Raw genomic sequence first — 14,762 nt, forward strand, 5'->3', positions numbered from 1 at the left:
TCCCCATCCCGCCCAGGAACCACACCCCCCCCCCCCCCCCCCCCCCCCCCCCCCCCCCCCCCCCCCCCCCCCCCCCCCCCCCCCCCCCCCCCCCCCCCCCCGAACCATGGTTGCTGCGGGTCAGTTCCTCACGGTGTGACGGTCGTCGTCGACACGGTTGTATCCGCGGCGGGCAGCGACGGCAGCGCGGGCACGGAGCCGAGGAGGCCCGTGACCGCGTCGAGAATGGACCCGAGCAGCCCGGTGACGGCGCCCAGCACCCCGCCGAGGTCGAGCGAGGTCAGCGAGCTGAGGAGGCTGTTGACCGTGGCCTGGATCGCGTTCACCAGGTCCGAGACGGGGTCGGCAGCCCGGGCCGAGCGGCCGGTGCCGCCGGCGTCCAGTTGCCTCAGCCGCTTCTGGAGGGCGTCGCTCCACTCCCGCACTTCCTTGGCGTAGGCGGCGGCCCGAGCGGGGTCGAGGGCGGTGCCGTCCGCCGTGGCGAGCTTGGGCAGCGTGTTCAGGAGGGGGGCCAGGGCGGGGTCGTACCGCGTCGTGTCCATCGCTTCGATGCGGTCCAGGAGGGTGGCGACATCGATACCGGGCCCCGGAACCGTCTGTGCGACACCGGTTCCCGAGGCTTCTCGGCCGGCGTCGGCGGCGGCAGCGGTGGCGGCGGCCGGGCCGAAGACCAGGGCGGCACAGACCAGGGGGGAGACGAGGAGGCCGCGGGAGACTAGGGCGCGCATGGGGTTCCTTTCGAGACTGCTGTCCTTGCGCCCACCCTGGAAAGCCGTGCGGGGCGCCGCAACCGGTGCCCCGGCCCACGACCTGCCCGCCGTACCGCCGAGTCCTCCCTGACCAGGTGCTTTGCCCTGCCCCAAGGCTCCTTCCGGGTGTCGGCGGAGGGTTCGCCCGTCCGGGTGCGTACGGCCGTCGCCGAGAGCCGCACATGCGAAGAGCCCCGCCCCCGACGGATCGGGGGCGGGGCTCTTCGGTCGGAGCGCCGGGCAGGCCTTGCACCTGCATCTCCCCACAGGAAGCGGGGCGTCTTTCCTTGGACCACCAACGCATCACGCGTTACCCGGACTTGGAGTGCCGCGTGCAAGATCAATCGTAGCGGGGCCACAGGGCGGACACCAAATCGCGGGCAGGGACGCTACGCCTCAGGGACGCGCGCCAGGTCGTGCAGCCAGGCCTTCGCCGAACTGTCCGACGGGGCACGCCAGTCGCCCCGGGGAGAGAGGGAGCCGCCCGCCGAGACCTTCGGGCCGTTCGGCATGGCCGAGCGTTTGAACTGGGCGAAGGCGAAGAAGCGCCGGCAGAAGTAGTCGAGCCAGTGCCGGATCTCGGCCAGGTCGTACGCCTTGCGGTCGGACTCGGGGAAGCCGGGCGGCCAGGCGCCCGCTTCCCGGTCGTGCCAGGCGTGCCAGGCCAGGAAGGCGATCTTCGACGGCCGGAACCCGTGCCGCAGCACCTGGTAGAGGGTGAAGTCGTGCAGCGCGTACGGGCCGATCTTGGACTCGGTGGACTGCAGCTCCTCGCCCGGCACCAGTTCGGGGCTGATCTCCGTGTCGAGGATGGCGGCGAGCGTCCTGCCGGTCTCCGGGTCGAACTGCTCGCTGCTGATGACCCAGCGGATCAGATGCTGGATCAGCGTCTTCGGCACACCGGAGTTGACGTTGTAGTGGCTCATCTGGTCGCCGACGCCGTAGGTGCACCAGCCGAGCGCCAGCTCGGAGAGGTCACCGGTGCCCAGCACGATGCCGCCGCGCTGGTTGGCGAGCCGGAAGAGGTAGTCGGTGCGCAGGCCGGCCTGCACGTTCTCGAAGGTGATGTCGTACACCGGCTCGTCGGCGGCGAACGGGTGCCCCATCTCCTTGAGCATGAGCCGTGCGGTCGGCGTGATGTCCAGTTCGGAGGCGGTCACGCCCAGCGAGTTCATCAACCGGTGGGCGTTGCCCTTGGTGTGCTCGCCGGTGGCGAACCCCGGCAGGGTGAAGGCCAGAATGTCGCTGCGCGGGCGGCCCGCGCGGTCCATGGCCCGGGCGGCGACGATCAGCGCGTGCGTGGAGTCGAGGCCGCCAGACACCCCGATGACCACCTTCGGGCCGCCGATCGCCGCCAGCCGCTGCTGGAGCGCCGCGACCTGGATGTTGTACGCCTCGTAGCAGTCCAGGGCGAGCCGCTCGGGGTCGGCGGGCACGAAGGGGAAGCGTTCGACCCTGCGGCGCAGGCCCAGGTCGGCGGCCGGCGGGTCGAGCCGGAAGGGGACGGTCCGGAAGCCGCCGGTGCGTGCCGCGTGGGTGCGCCGGTTGTCGTCGAACGAGCCCATCCGGGCCCGCTCCTGGCGCAGCAGGTCCAGGTCCACGTCGGCCACCGCGTACTGGTCGTCCAGCGGGAACCGGTCGGTCTCGGCGAGCAGTGCGCCGTTCTCGTAGATCATGGTCTGGCCGTCCCAGGACAGGTCCGTCGACGACTCACCCAGTCCGGCCGCCGCGTAGAGGTACGCGGCCAGGCAGCGCTGCGACGCCGAGCGGCACAGCAGCTTGCGGTCCTCCGCGCGGCCGACCGTGATCGGGCTGCCCGAGAGGTTCACCAGCACGGTCGCGCCGGCCAGCGCGGCCTCCGCGCTCGGCGGTACCGGCACCCACATGTCCTCGCAGATCTCGGCGTGCAGCACCAGACCGGGGACGTCCTCGGCGTCGAACAGCAGGTCGACCCCGAACGGCACGTTCTCGCCGCCGATCCGGATGGTGCCGCCCCGCTCGTCGTCGCCCGAGGCGATCTGCCGGCGCTCGTAGAACTCCCGGTAGTTCGGCGGGTACGACTTCGGTGCGACGCCGAGGACCCGGCCCCGGTGCACGAACACCGCGCAGTTGTAGATCCGGTTGCGGTGGCGCAGCGGGGCGCCGACGACGAGGACCGGCAGCAGCCCGGCCGAACCGGCCGCCACCGTCGCGAGGGCCTCCTCGACCTGGTCGAGCACCACGTCCTGGAGGAGCAGGTCCTCGATCGAGTAACCGGTCAGGCCCAGTTCCGGGAAGACGGCCACGGCGACCCCGTCCTCCGCGCAGCGGCGCGCCTGGCGCAGGACCGCCTCGGCGTTGGCGCGCGGGTCGGCGATGACGGTGTGGCCGGTGCACGCGGCGACCCGCGCGAAGCCATGCTCATAGATCGACCAGAAGTTCAACGGGGCTTCCTCGGGAGAGACGGACACGGTGCGGATGCCGGACGGAGGGCGTCGCCGTACCCGGGCACCCTCTCCTTCGGCGGTCCGGCGAACCTCCTGCTGCAAGAAGCATAGATCGGCGGTGATCCGTGCTGACCAGGGGATTCCGGGCGAGCCGCGGGTCCGCCGACCGGGCGGGAGGGGGCACGGAGGTCACAGGGGCATGGTGTCCAGCAGATCCGCGGCCGTTCGACGGGCGGGGGCTTCGGTCTCGGCCGCGACCCGGTGGAACGTGGCCTCCGCCCGGTGGGCCGGCCAGTCGGTGGGCAGATGCCGGACGGGCAGCCGGGGGTCGGTGCGGATGACGCCCAGCCACTCGCTGACCAGGCGCAGCCGGGTGACGACCGGGTCGTCACCGGGGCCGGCGCGCCATGCCTCCCAGCGGGTGCGGAAGTCCTCGTAGCGGGCGGCGATCGACCCCAGGTCCCAGGTGTCGCGGATCATGAGGCCGATGTCCGTCGCCTCGTCGGCATGCGCGTGGAAGATCTTGACGTGCGCGGAGAGCCCCAGCTCGGCGACGACGGCGGAGACGTCCACCCGGCCGGGCGCGATCCACAGCCCGCTGTACAGCGGCCCGAACCCCGACCACCCGAGCTGCGAGCGCAGATCGTGCCGCTGGCGCTGCCAGGACTCCGGAAGCGAGAAGCCGAGCAGGGTCCAGGAGCCGTCCCAGTCGTCGTTGACCGCGCCCGTCTGCCAGATGCGCCGCCGGCCGTCGTGCAGGATCTGCGTGGCGAGCGGCGTCAGGCCGAAGTACGTCTTGCGCCCGTGCCGTTGGCGTCGCAGCAGGTTCCTGTTGACCATCCGGGTGAGCGTGGAGCGCACGGCCTGCTCGCCGACGTCCGCCCGGCCCAGGACCGTGATGATGCTGCCCGAGTAGACGCCCAGCGGGCCCCGCTCCAGCACATGGTTGCCGAAGAAGGCGAGCAGCAGGGACTGCGGACGGGGCTGCGGGGAGTCCAGGGGCTCTGGCACGGTCTCGGCGTTCACGTGCGCAAGATTACGGCCACCGGGCGTGCGTACGACGGGCCGCGCGATCTCGCTTCCGGTGCTGGTCACGGCGGTGGGCCGGGTCGAGCCGCGGCCGTACGGCGGGACCGTGCCGTTCCCGCTGCCGGCATGGGGAGGGCCGCCGCGCTGTGCGGGTGCTTCGCGGCCGGGGCGAGGCCCACCGTCTCCCGAGCAGGCCGCGTCGCCACACCTGCTGGTCTCCCCGCGTGGGCCGGCCTCCGCCCCGGCCGCGCGTACGCGCCGCCGGGGCGGAGGACCGGTCCGCTATGCGGCGGTGCCGCCGTTGTAGTCGCTGGTGAACGTGGTCTCGATGGTCGTGGCCACCGACTGCGCCACCCCCGTGCCCGTGAGGATGATGCCCAACTCCCGGTTGTTGGAGAGGGAGTTGCTGCTGATGTTCATGGAACCGGCCTCCACCTCCTGGGTGGACAGGCCGTAGTCGGCGACCATGGCCTTGGCGTGGATGTAGAAGCCGTCGGGGTCGGAGTAGCCGACGACCGTGCCGCCGGCGTCCTCGATCTCGGAGACCTCGCCGGCGTAGTCGCCGGGTGTCTCCAGGACCACCCGCACCTTCACGCCCGCCTCGGCCCGGGCGACGATCGCGTTGACCACCGTGCTGTCGCTGAACTCCAGTTCCTCGACGTCGAGCGTCTTGGTGGCGGCGTTGATCACGGACAGCAGCCGGCTGCGGGAGTCGGTGGGGGACCAGAGCAGGTGGTCGCCGTCGGTGGGGGTGACCGAGGTGCCGGCGTAGTCGGCGGCGAACACCTTCTCGATCGCGGCGACATCGCGGGTGTCGTCGGTGAACACCCCGTAGTCCCGGCCGGTCGAGTAGTACTGCGAGGTCAGGTTGCCGGTCAGGACCAGCGACTTGGCGGCGTCCACGGTGATGGTCTTCTGGTGCGTGTAGACGAAGCTGGACGGCGACCACACCACACCCACGCCCGCCTTGGTCAGGGCGCTGTACGCGGAACTGTTGGCGCTCTGGTGGGCCCGGTCGAGGACCACCCGCACGGTGACGCCCTTGTTCTTGAGGGCTATCAGGTCGTTGACGGCCGTGGTGTCCTCCAGCTCGTACATCGTCATGTCGAGCGAGCTGGTGGCCGAGTTGATGAAGTCGTAGATCGTGGGCTCGCTGCTGCTGAGCGAGAAGGCGAACGCGGTGTAGCTCGCGGCGTTCGCGGGGACCGCGGCGGCGACCACGGCAACGCCGGCCGCCAGGGCGACACCCGCGCGACCGAGAAGCTTCAGCATGCCTGACTCCTAGTCGAGTTGACGCTCACGTGGGGGGTGGGTGAGCGTGGGCATGACACCACGCGCGTAGACTGCCGAGGAAGAGAAGCCCGGTGAACTCGCCGTTACCTGTGGGACGTAGGGGCGGACAAAGCGGGCTCCGGGCAGGTCGGGGCCGGTTCATGGGCGTCCCGCGAGAACGCAAAATCTTCGTAGCCGAGCCGAGCCGAGCCGAGCCGAGCCGAGCCGGGTTGGGTTGGGTGCAGCCGGGCGGAGTGTGTTCGCTGAGAGCGCGGCGCCCGTGGGCAGTCGTGGCCGGCGTCCCGGTGGAACACCGCGTCGTCCGCCGCCGAAAGCCGCCCGGTGCCCCTGCCCGACATGGACGGCGTCCTCGGCGGCGACGGCGAACCCGGTGCCGTCGGCCGGCGCACGGCGGACGGCTCCTTCGCCGAGTTCACCGACTCCCTCGCCCTCCCCGACTTCGGCCGCGATCGGCACGGTGATCCCCAGGTCGCCTGGACCGCGCGGGACGGGCGCCGGCTGCACCTTCCCTGGAGCGGGGCGTTCACCGTCGACGGCGCGCTGCCCGACCTGGAACCGAGTCCGCCGCACCTCGACAATCCGGCCTGTCGGCAGGAGTTCGGCGCGCACGAACTCCGGGCGAGCTGGCGGAGCGCCGAGCTGCTGCTCGATCTCGGCACGGGCCGGCGCGTGACGCCGGCCAGCGGCATCCCGCAGGCGCGGCCGGAGGGGGACTCCCGTGGCCGGTGAGGACCTGACCTCCAGCCGGTTCGCCGCACCGCCCCGGCCGCCGCTGCCCTGGGCACGACACGGCACCGACGCCCCGCTCGCCACCGCCCGGCGGATCACCGGACGCTCCTGGGACCGGGAACCTGCCGGCGTTCGTCCGGGGCGGGGGAGAGCCACCCGCCGCTCCCCGCACCTCGCCGATCCCGGCACCGTCGGCGCGGTCACGGCGTCCCTGACCAGGCAGCTCACCGCGCTGGCACCCGAGCCCCGCCGCCCGCCCGGCCCCGGCCGGCGGGACCGGTCAGTAATGGAGAAGCGCTAGTGTTCCACCCCGGCTAGCGTGGCGGCCGTCGACGGAGGCCCCGCGCAGCGGATGGAGACGGGTTTGAGCATGGCCAGAACGACCGAGACGCAGGCGTCCGCGCCGCACGTGGCGGACAGCCACGACCTGATCCGGGTGCACGGCGCGCGAGAGAACAACCTCAAGGACATCAGCATCGAGATCCCGAAGCGCCGGCTGACGGTCTTCACCGGAGTCTCCGGCTCGGGCAAGAGCTCGCTGGTGTTCGACACCATCGCCGCCGAGTCGCAGCGGCTGATCAATGAGACCTATCCCGCCTTCGTCCAGGGCTTCATGCCCAACCTGGCCCGCCCCGAGGTCGACGTCCTTGACGGACTGACCACCGCGATCATCGTCGACCAGCAGCGGATGGGCGGCGACCCCCGCTCCACCGTCGGCACCGCCACCGACGCCAACGCGCTGCTGCGCATCCTCTTCAGCCGCTTGGGCAAGCCGCACATCGGCTCGCCCAAGGCGTTCTCCTTCAACATCGCCTCCATCAGCGGGGCCGGCGCCGTCACCGTCGAACGCGGCGGACAGCAGGTCAAGGAGCGCCGCAGCTTCAGCATCACCGGCGGCATGTGCCCGCGCTGCGAGGGCCGCGGCGCCGTCACCGACCTCGACCTCGGCCGGCTCTACGACGACACCAAGTCCCTCAACGAGGGCGCGATCACCGTTCCCGGCTACAAGGGCGGCGGCTGGAACTCCCGTCTCTACGCCGAGTCCGGCTTCTTCGACCCGGACAAGCCGATCAGGAAGTTCACCAAGAAGGAGCTGCACGACTTCCTGCACCGCGAGCCGACCCGGATGAAGATCGCGGGCATCAACATGACCTACGAAGGTCTGATCCCGCGCATCCAGAAGTCGATGCTCTCCAAGGACAAGGAGTCGATGCAGCCGCACATCCGCGAGTTCGTGGAGCGCGCGGTCACCTTCGCCACCTGCCCCGACTGCGACGGCACCCGCCTGAGCGAGGGCGCCCGCTCCTCGAAGATCGCCGGGATCAGCATCGCCGACGCCTGCGCGATGCAGATCAGCGACCTGGCCGGATGGGTCGAGGGCCTCGACGAGCCGTCGGTGGCACCGCTCCTCAGGACGCTCCACGACACCCTGGAGTCGTTCGTGGAGATCGGCCTCGGCTATCTCTCGCTGGACCGGCCGGCCGGCACCCTGTCCGGCGGCGAGGCCCAGCGCACCAAGATGATCCGTCACCTCGGCTCCTCGCTCACCGACGCCACCTACGTCTTCGACGAGCCCACCACCGGCCTGCACCCGCACGACATCCAGCGGATGAACGGCCTGCTGCTGCGACTGCGCGACAAGGGCAACACCGTCCTCGTCGTCGAGCACAAGCCGGAGGTCATCGCGATCGCCGACCACGTCGTGGACCTCGGCCCCGGCGCCGGTGCGGGAGGCGGCACCGTCTGCTTCGAGGGCACCGTCGAAGGCCTGCGCAAGGCCGGCACCATCACCGGCCGCCACATCGACGACCGGGCCACCCTCAAGGAGAGCGTCCGCAAGCCCACCGGGGCGCTGGAGATCCGGGGCGCGAGCACCCACAACCTCCAGGGCGTCGACGTCGACGTCCCGCTCGGGGTCCTGACCGTCGTCACCGGCGTCGCCGGCTCCGGCAAGAGTTCCCTCGTGCACGGCTCGATCCCGGCCGGCGCCGGGGTGGTCTCCGTCGACCAGGGCGCCATCCGTGGCTCCCGGCGCAGCAACCCGGCGACGTACACAGGGCTTCTGGAGCCGATCCGCAAAGCCTTCGCCAAGGAGAACGGCGTCAAGCCGGCCCTGTTCAGCCCCAACTCCGAGGGCGCCTGCCCCACCTGCAACGGCGTCGGCGTCGTCTACACCGACCTGGCGATGATGGCCGGCGTCGCCACCACCTGCGAGGACTGCGACGGGAAGCGGTTCGAGCGCTCGGTGCTCGACTACGAACTCCACGGCCGCGACATCAGCGAGGTGCTGGCCCTGTCGGTGAACGAGGCCGTGGCGTTCTTCGCGGCGGACGAGGCGAACGTCCCGGCCGCCCAGCGGATCGTCCAGCGGCTCCAGGACGTCGGCCTCGGCTACCTCACCATCGGCCAGCCGCTCACCACCCTTTCGGGCGGCGAGCGCCAGCGCCTCAAGCTGGCCACGCACATGGCCGACAAGGGCGGTGTCTACGTCCTCGACGAGCCGACCGCGGGCCTGCACCTCGCCGACGTCGAGCAACTCCTCGGCCTGCTCGACCGGCTGGTCGACGCCGGCAAGTCCGTCATCGTCGTCGAGCACCACCAGGCGGTCATGGCCCACGCGGACTGGATCATCGACCTCGGCCCCGGCGCCGGCCACGACGGCGGCCGGATCGTCTTCGAGGGCACCCCCGCCGACCTCGTCGCCGCCCGCAAGACCCTCACCGCCGAGCACCTCGCGGAGTACGTCGGCGCCTGACACAACCCCCGAGCCCGCTGCGGTGCGCAGGAACCCTCCGCCAGCGGTTCCCGCGCACCGCTCCGGGACACCGGAGAGAGCTCGGCCGCGGCGCCGAAACGCGGGCCTCGCAAGAGGTTTGAACATTCAAACGTAAATGGTTACAGTGCGCGCATGACCACGACGCCACGCTGGCTGAACCCCGAGGAACGACGGGCGTGGCTCGCCTATGTCCAGTTCTCCACGCACCTGTCCGACCACCTGAACCGCCAGCTCCGGCGCGATGCGGGCATGACCCACGCCGACTACACCCTGCTCGCCCACCTGTCGTCGGTCAAGGACCACAGCCTGACCATGTCCGAGCTGGCCGAACGCCTGAAGATCACCCGAAGCCGGCTCACCCACGCCGTGACCCGGCTCCAGGAGACCGGGTACGTCGACCGCCGCGAGGACCCCGGCAACCGCCGCAACCAGTTCGCCGTCCTCACCGAGGAGGGCATGCGCCTCCTGGAGCGCGCCGCCCCCGGCCACGTGGAGGCGGTCCGCCGAGCCGTCTTCGACGCCCTCACCCCTGAGCAGGTGAACCAGTTCGCCGCGATCGGCGAGTCCATCAACACCGCGCTCCAGCGCATGGACGCCGACGGCGACGAGCAGGAGGCGCTGCCCTGGCGCCGCCGCTAGGAGACGGCGTCCGCCGCGCCGAGGGGCCCGCATGCGTGAGCCCCGGGGCCGCCGCGGACACGGACATCCGCGGCGGCCCCGGGGCTCATGCCGGTCAGACCTGGTCCTGGCTCTCCGGGGCGAGCAGGATCGCGGTGTGGGTGCGGTGCGCGACGGCATCGCTGACCCGCGGGTCGAACAGCGCCTGCGCGGCGCTGCGGTGGTGCGGGCTCAGCACGATGAGGTCGGCGTCGAACTCCTCGGCGGTATCCGAGATGGCGGTCGCGACCTGGGTGGTGAGCCCCCTCAGGAGGGTTCCCTCGGCCTTGACGCCCTGGTCCCGGAGGGCGGCGAGCGCCTCGTCCAGAACGGCCTGGGCCTCGGTGTCCTCCTCCAGCGGGACGATCGCCGCGACGGAGGCGGCGGAGGCGATGACGTGTACGACGCGGACCTCGGCGTTGGTGAGCTGCGCCAGCTCGCCGGCCAGCCGTACGGCGGAGCGGCGGGCGGGGCTGGGATCGACGGCGACGAGGATGCGCTGGAACACGGACACGGTACTTCCCCTTTCGGGGTGCGGAAGGTCGACTCGGTGGTCTGGGACGCCGGATGCCGGCGTGACGGCTCGGCGCGTCCGGCGCCGAACGAGTTCTTCCGTCCCCATGGTGTGATCATCTCACCAGTCGCCGGTGCGACGGACAGCGGTCCATGTAACAGCCACTGAACTGCCGGAAGCCGACCGGTGCCGGCCAGGCGGCCGAACAGCGCGGCCTGCTGCCGTCGCCGCTGAGCACCTGCCCACCTTCGCCGTCGATCAGGGCATCGTGAGGTCGATGGCACGGTCGAGGGCCTCGGGGTGCAGGACCCGGTGGATGCCCTCGAGGAGGTAGTAGTCGGCGTAGGGGAGGGAGACCTCGATGCCGTCCTCGGCCGGCCGGTTGCGGGTGCAGCGGGCGACGACGGCGTCCGCCCGGGTGGAGGCCCTGGTCAGGCAGGTACCCGCGAGCGCGGTCAGCAGCCGCAGGGCGACGCCGCGGTACTTCTCGTGGCCGGTCGCGGCGGCCAGGTCGAGGAGCCCGCAGGCCATGATGGCTCCGGCGGACGCGTCCTTGATGTCGTGGGGGTGCTGGGGCGCCCGGTAGTCCCAGACGGGGACGTGGTCGGGGGTGAGCGCGCCGATGGCGTACTCGGCCAGGCGCGTCGCCGTGGCGAGGAACCGGGGGTCGGCGGTGCGGCGGTAGAGGGTGGTGAATCCGTAGATCCCCCAGGCCTGTCCGCGGGACCAGCAGGAGGTGGGGCTGTAGCCCTGGACGGTGTTGGGGCCGATGGGGGCGCCGGTGGCCGGGTCGAGGTCCCAGACGTGCGGGGTGGAACCGTCGGCCCGCGGGAAGAGACGCTGGGTGGTCTCGGCATGGGCGACGGCGATGTCGAGATAGGCGGTGTCGCCGGTCTGCTGCGTGGCGAAGGCGAGCAGGTCGAGGTTCATCATCGTGTCCATGATGATGCGCCCCGCGTTGGCGGGGTCGTCCAGCGCGCCCCAGGCCCGCAGGAACCGGCCGCGGGGGTTGTAGCGCCGGATGAGGGAGTCGGCTGCCTGGATGGCGCCGGTGCGCCACTGGTCGTCTCCGGTCAGCCGCCAGGCGGTGACCCAGGAGGGGGTGAACAGGAAACCGAGGTCGTGGGTGGTCGTGTCGCCGCGGCGGGGGGCGAGCTTGCGTGCGGAGTCGAGGGCGAGGGTGCGGAACCGGGCGTCGTCGGTGTGGAGCCAGCACATCCACAGGGTGCCGGGCCAGAATCCGCCGACCCAGTCGCCGTTCTGGGAGTAGGTCCACTTTTCGAACTTGGTCACGACGGGGAAGCCGTTGACGCCGGGTGCGACGGTGCGGACCTTCTCGACCGCGTAGTCGGCGGCGGCTCTGAGGACGTGCGTGGTGGCGGCCGGCACGTGCCCGGCCTCGGCGTGCGCGGGCAGAGGTGCGCTGGCGTAGGCGGCCGCGGCGCCGCCTGCCGTGGCCAGCACGGCCCGCCGGGAGATGGACATGACTGCCTGCCTCTCCAACTGGGATGTGGTGCACGGGAGTTGAAGGAGTCTGGCATGCCCGCTCGAATCATGTACACCCATGTGCATGATGTTCGCGTACATGAATGCCCTTGGTTCGTCGTCGAGCGCGTGTCCGTGCTCAGAATGCTGCGGGCAGGGTGACGTGGACGTACGTCTTGGTCTCCTGGAACTCGGCGAGGGAGAGCGGTCCGCGCAGCCGGCCGATGCCGCTCTGCTTGAAGCCGCCCTCGGGGAAGCCCTCGTCGCGCAGGAGCCAGGAGTTGGTCCAGACGGTGCCCGCCCGTATCGCCCGGCTGACCCGCCGGGCGCGGTCGCCGTCGCGGGTGAAGACGGCGGCCGCCAGGCCGTACTGGGTCGCGTTCGCACGCTCCACCGCCTCGGCCTCGTCGTCGAAGACCTCGAAGGTGGCGACCGGGGCGAAGATCTCCTCGTGGACGAGATCGGCGTCGGGGTCGGTGACCTCGATCAGGCTGGGGCGGTAGAACGCGCCCGCGGCGAGCGGACCGTCGGTGACCGGGCCGCCGCGCACGATCGCCTTGCCGCCGTGCGCCAGGGACTCCTCGACGAGGCGGTCGACCCGCTGTACCGCGTTCCGGTCGATGAGCGGGCCCATCCGGGAGCGTTCGTCGTCTCCGGGACCGACGACGACCGATTCGAGGGCGGCGCCGAGGCGTTCGCGGACCTGGTCGGCGAGGGAGCGGTGGACGAGGATGCGGCTGCCGGCCGTGCAGAGCTGCCCGGCCCCCAGCGTGAGGGCCAGGGTGAGCAGGGGCAGCGCGTGGTCGAGGTCGGCGTCCTCGAAGACAACCATGGGAGTCCTGCCGCTCAGCTCCATGGTCATCCGTTTCAGGGTGGCCGCGCCGGTGGCGGCGACCAGCCGGCCGATCGCGGTGCTGCCGGTGTAGCTGACCGCGTCGACGTCGGGCGAGGCGGCCAGGTGCGGAGCGCCGGTGTTGCCCGACTCGGTGAACATGTTGACCACCCCTGCCGGGAGCGAGGGCACTTGGGAGATGATCCGTGCCATCAGCGCGTTGGTCAGGGCCGTCTGGCCCGGCAGCCTCACCGCGACGGTGTTGCCCGCAGCCAGGGCGGGGCCCAGCGCACGCAGGAACAGGGCGACCGGCGAGTTCCACGGCACGATGACCGCCACGACCCCGAGCGGCTCGGGCAGGCTGCTGAACCAGGTGTTCGAGTCGGTCTGTGCGAACGTCCCGGTGTCGGTGGTCAGGCCGGCGATCGCGTAGGTCAGCGCGCCGGCGGCGAAGCCGGCCTCCAGGCGGGCCTCGCGCAGCAGCTTGCCGTTCTCCGCGGTGAGGAGCTGGGCCAGTTCCTCCGCGTGTGCCTCGAAAGCGGCCACCATCTCGGTCAGTGTCCTGCGGCGCAGGTTCCGGTCCGTCGGCCAGGTGGTCGAGGTGAAGGCGCGGCGGGCCGCGGTCACCGCCGCTTCCGCCTCCGCGCGTCCGCCGTCCGCGTACTCTCCCAGGACCGCGCCGTTGGCCGGGTTGTGCGACGTGGAGACGGTGGCCGAGCCCCGCCACTGGCCGCCGATCCAGTGCCGGGCTGTCTCGTCGTTGTCGTTCATCGCCTCGGTACCTCCATGACCATGGGCGTCACACCGGGTCGTGCGACGTTCAGGCGAGAGACTAGGAGGCGCATATTTGCTTTGTAAAGCAAGTGAGGTCGGCGGTCGCGCGACAGGGTGGAAGCCCGCGCTGACGGAACACCGACCGGAGTGGGAATCCACCGCGCGGGCGCGACGAGCCTGTTGCCGGGCACATCGACAGCCGGCTGTGCGGGCGATCATCCTGGACACGGCGATCGGCGACCGGCCGGAGCCGGGACGGCAGGCAGGACTGAGGTGCGAAGGTGACGGACGAACCCGCCGAGGGTCTCGCCAAGCTCGTGGCGGGTCTCGTGGAGCGAGTCGGTGAACTCGGTGACGCCATGGCCGAGCGCATCCGGTCCGAGGCCAGCGACCACGGCGGCAACTGCGTCCCGCTGGAGGAACTGCGCGAGTCCTGCCGGGTGGAGTTGCGCAATGTGCTGCGCGCGCTCGCCGGCCAGGCGCCGCTCGACCCCTCGCTGGGCACCGACACCGGGCGCAGGCGTGCCCGGCAGAACGTGCCGGAGACCACCCTGATCGCCGGCTACCGATCGGGTATCAGGTTCGTCTGGGAGCTGCTCATCGCGGAGGCGACCGCCACCGGCCTGGTCGACCACGAAGGTCTGGTCACGGCGGTGTCCTCGATCTGGGCCGTCCAGGACGCGCTGATCGAGTCGACGATCGCCGGTCACCGCGAGGCCACCACCGAACTGCTCCGCAACGCGGAGCAGGAGCGTTCCGCGCTGCTCGAAGCCCTGTTGACCAATCGGAGCCTCGATGCCGCCACTCTCCTGGCGGCCATCGGCGTCCTGCGCATGCCGCGGTACGGCAGGTTCGCGGTCGTGGCGGCGGAGGTGACGTCGTTCGGGCGCCACCCGCTCGTGCGCACGGAACAGGCCCTGCGCGGAAGCCGCATCCACTCGGTGTGGCATCTGCGCCCGGACACCCACGTCGGCATCGTCCAGCTCGCCACGGCCCGGCAGTACGACCAGCTCGTCGAGATCCTGGAGGGCGAGGCGGTCAGCAGGACCGGCGTCAGTCCCGCCTACGAGGACCTGTACGACACCGGGACGAGCCTGTGGTACGCGAAGATCGCCATGCAGGGCGGCCGCGCGGGCGGCTGCGCGGTCACCGTGTTCGACGACAGCCTGGTGGCGGTCGCCGCGGCGGCCGCGCCCGAGATCACCCAGCGTCTGGCGCGCAATGTCTTCGGACCCCTCGACACGCTCCCGCCGGCCGAACGGGACGTGCTGCTCGACACCTTGGAGACCTGGCTGGCCTGCGGGGGCTCGACCGAGGAGACGGCCAGGCGCATGTACTGCCATCCGAACACCGTGCGCCAGCGCTTCCGCCGGATCACCGAGTACACCGGCCGTTCGACCTCCGAACCGCACGGGATCACGGAGCTGTGCATCGCCCTCCACGCGCTCCGGCAGAACCCGCGGCAGACGGCAGAGACCCCCTAGCCACCGCGGCCCGC

At 71.6% G+C, this 14,762-nt stretch carries 12 protein-coding genes; 5 read left to right on the forward strand and 7 right to left on the reverse strand.

Translation table 11 applies throughout. The features are described 5' to 3' along the window. Window positions 1-128: 128 nt before the first annotated feature. From ACZ5K7_RS32445 to ACZ5K7_RS32460, 4 genes are all read right to left on the reverse strand, one after another. Complete coding sequence (locus ACZ5K7_RS32445) at window positions 129-728, reverse strand: hypothetical protein (RefSeq protein ID WP_468918882.1); 600 nt, start codon at window positions 726-728, stop codon at window positions 129-131. A 410-nt stretch (window positions 729-1,138) separates the two neighbouring features. Continuing rightward, window positions 1,139-3,172, reverse strand: coding sequence for an NAD(+) synthase (locus tag ACZ5K7_RS32450; protein ID WP_351702338.1), 2,034 nt, complete (start codon window positions 3,170-3,172; stop codon window positions 1,139-1,141). 192 nt (window positions 3,173-3,364) lie between these two features. Then, on the reverse strand, window positions 3,365-4,201 hold the full coding sequence (locus tag ACZ5K7_RS32455; RefSeq protein ID WP_468918885.1) for a PaaX family transcriptional regulator: 837 nt from the start codon (window positions 4,199-4,201) through the stop codon (window positions 3,365-3,367). Window positions 4,202-4,486: 285 nt separating this feature from the next. Further along, entirely contained in the window at window positions 4,487-5,476 is a 990-nt protein-coding gene (locus tag ACZ5K7_RS32460; RefSeq protein WP_351702133.1) for a phospholipase D-like domain-containing protein, read from the reverse strand. Between the two features lie 342 nt (window positions 5,477-5,818). Between ACZ5K7_RS32460 and ACZ5K7_RS32465 the strand changes: the two genes are divergently transcribed. From ACZ5K7_RS32465 to ACZ5K7_RS32480, 4 genes are all read left to right on the forward strand, one after another. Beyond that, entirely contained in the window at window positions 5,819-6,226 is a 408-nt protein-coding gene (locus tag ACZ5K7_RS32465; RefSeq protein ID WP_468918888.1) for a hypothetical protein, read from the forward strand. Beyond that, on the forward strand, window positions 6,216-6,527 hold the full coding sequence (locus tag ACZ5K7_RS32470; RefSeq protein ID WP_468918891.1) for a hypothetical protein: 312 nt from the start codon (window positions 6,216-6,218) through the stop codon (window positions 6,525-6,527). Before ACZ5K7_RS32465 ends, ACZ5K7_RS32470 begins: the two co-directional genes overlap by 11 nt. Window positions 6,528-6,596: 69 nt before the next feature. Then, a complete protein-coding gene (locus tag ACZ5K7_RS32475; protein ID WP_468918894.1) occupies window positions 6,597-8,981 on the forward strand; it encodes an ATP-binding cassette domain-containing protein in 2,385 nt (794 codons plus the stop codon). Between the two features lie 153 nt (window positions 8,982-9,134). After that, complete coding sequence (locus ACZ5K7_RS32480) at window positions 9,135-9,641, forward strand: MarR family winged helix-turn-helix transcriptional regulator (protein WP_351702127.1); 507 nt, start codon at window positions 9,135-9,137, stop codon at window positions 9,639-9,641. 94 nt (window positions 9,642-9,735) lie between these two features. Here the strand turns inward: ACZ5K7_RS32480 and ACZ5K7_RS32485 are convergent, their stop codons facing one another. The 3 genes from ACZ5K7_RS32485 to ACZ5K7_RS32495 form a co-directional block, all read right to left on the reverse strand. After that, window positions 9,736-10,173 carry a universal stress protein gene (locus ACZ5K7_RS32485; protein WP_468918898.1) on the reverse strand — a complete coding sequence of 146 codons (438 nt, stop codon included), beginning with the start codon at window positions 10,171-10,173 and terminating at the stop codon, window positions 9,736-9,738. 258 nt (window positions 10,174-10,431) lie between these two features. Then, window positions 10,432-11,658, reverse strand: coding sequence for a glycoside hydrolase family 88 protein (locus tag ACZ5K7_RS32490; RefSeq protein WP_468918901.1), 1,227 nt, complete (start codon window positions 11,656-11,658; stop codon window positions 10,432-10,434). A gap of 139 nt (window positions 11,659-11,797) precedes the next feature. Next, on the reverse strand, window positions 11,798-13,261 hold the full coding sequence (locus ACZ5K7_RS32495) for an aldehyde dehydrogenase family protein (protein ID WP_351702121.1): 1,464 nt from the start codon (window positions 13,259-13,261) through the stop codon (window positions 11,798-11,800). Window positions 13,262-13,545: 284 nt separating this feature from the next. Here ACZ5K7_RS32495 and ACZ5K7_RS32500 point away from each other — a divergent pair, with 284 nt between their 5' ends. After that, entirely contained in the window at window positions 13,546-14,748 is a 1,203-nt protein-coding gene (locus tag ACZ5K7_RS32500) for a PucR family transcriptional regulator (protein WP_351702118.1), read from the forward strand. Window positions 14,749-14,762 lie beyond the last annotated feature (14 nt).

Source organism: Streptomyces sp. NPDC031497, assembly GCF_055580905.1.

Bases quoted from the DNA above. Each gene is read 5' to 3' on its own strand.
- ACZ5K7_RS32445 (WP_468918882.1), bottom strand. From the start codon at position 728: ATGCGCGCCCTAGTCTCCCGCGGCCTCCTCGTCTCCCCCCTGGTCTGT.
- ACZ5K7_RS32460 (WP_351702133.1), bottom strand. From the start codon at position 5,476: ATGCTGAAGCTTCTCGGTCGCGCGGGTGTCGCCCTGGCGGCCGGCGTT.
- ACZ5K7_RS32475 (WP_468918894.1), top strand. From the start codon at position 6,597: ATGGCCAGAACGACCGAGACGCAGGCGTCCGCGCCGCACGTGGCGGAC.
- ACZ5K7_RS32480 (WP_351702127.1), top strand. From the start codon at position 9,135: ATGACCACGACGCCACGCTGGCTGAACCCCGAGGAACGACGGGCGTGG.
- ACZ5K7_RS32490 (WP_468918901.1), bottom strand. From the start codon at position 11,658: ATGTCCATCTCCCGGCGGGCCGTGCTGGCCACGGCAGGCGGCGCCGCG.
- ACZ5K7_RS32495 (WP_351702121.1), bottom strand. From the start codon at position 13,261: ATGAACGACAACGACGAGACAGCCCGGCACTGGATCGGCGGCCAGTGG.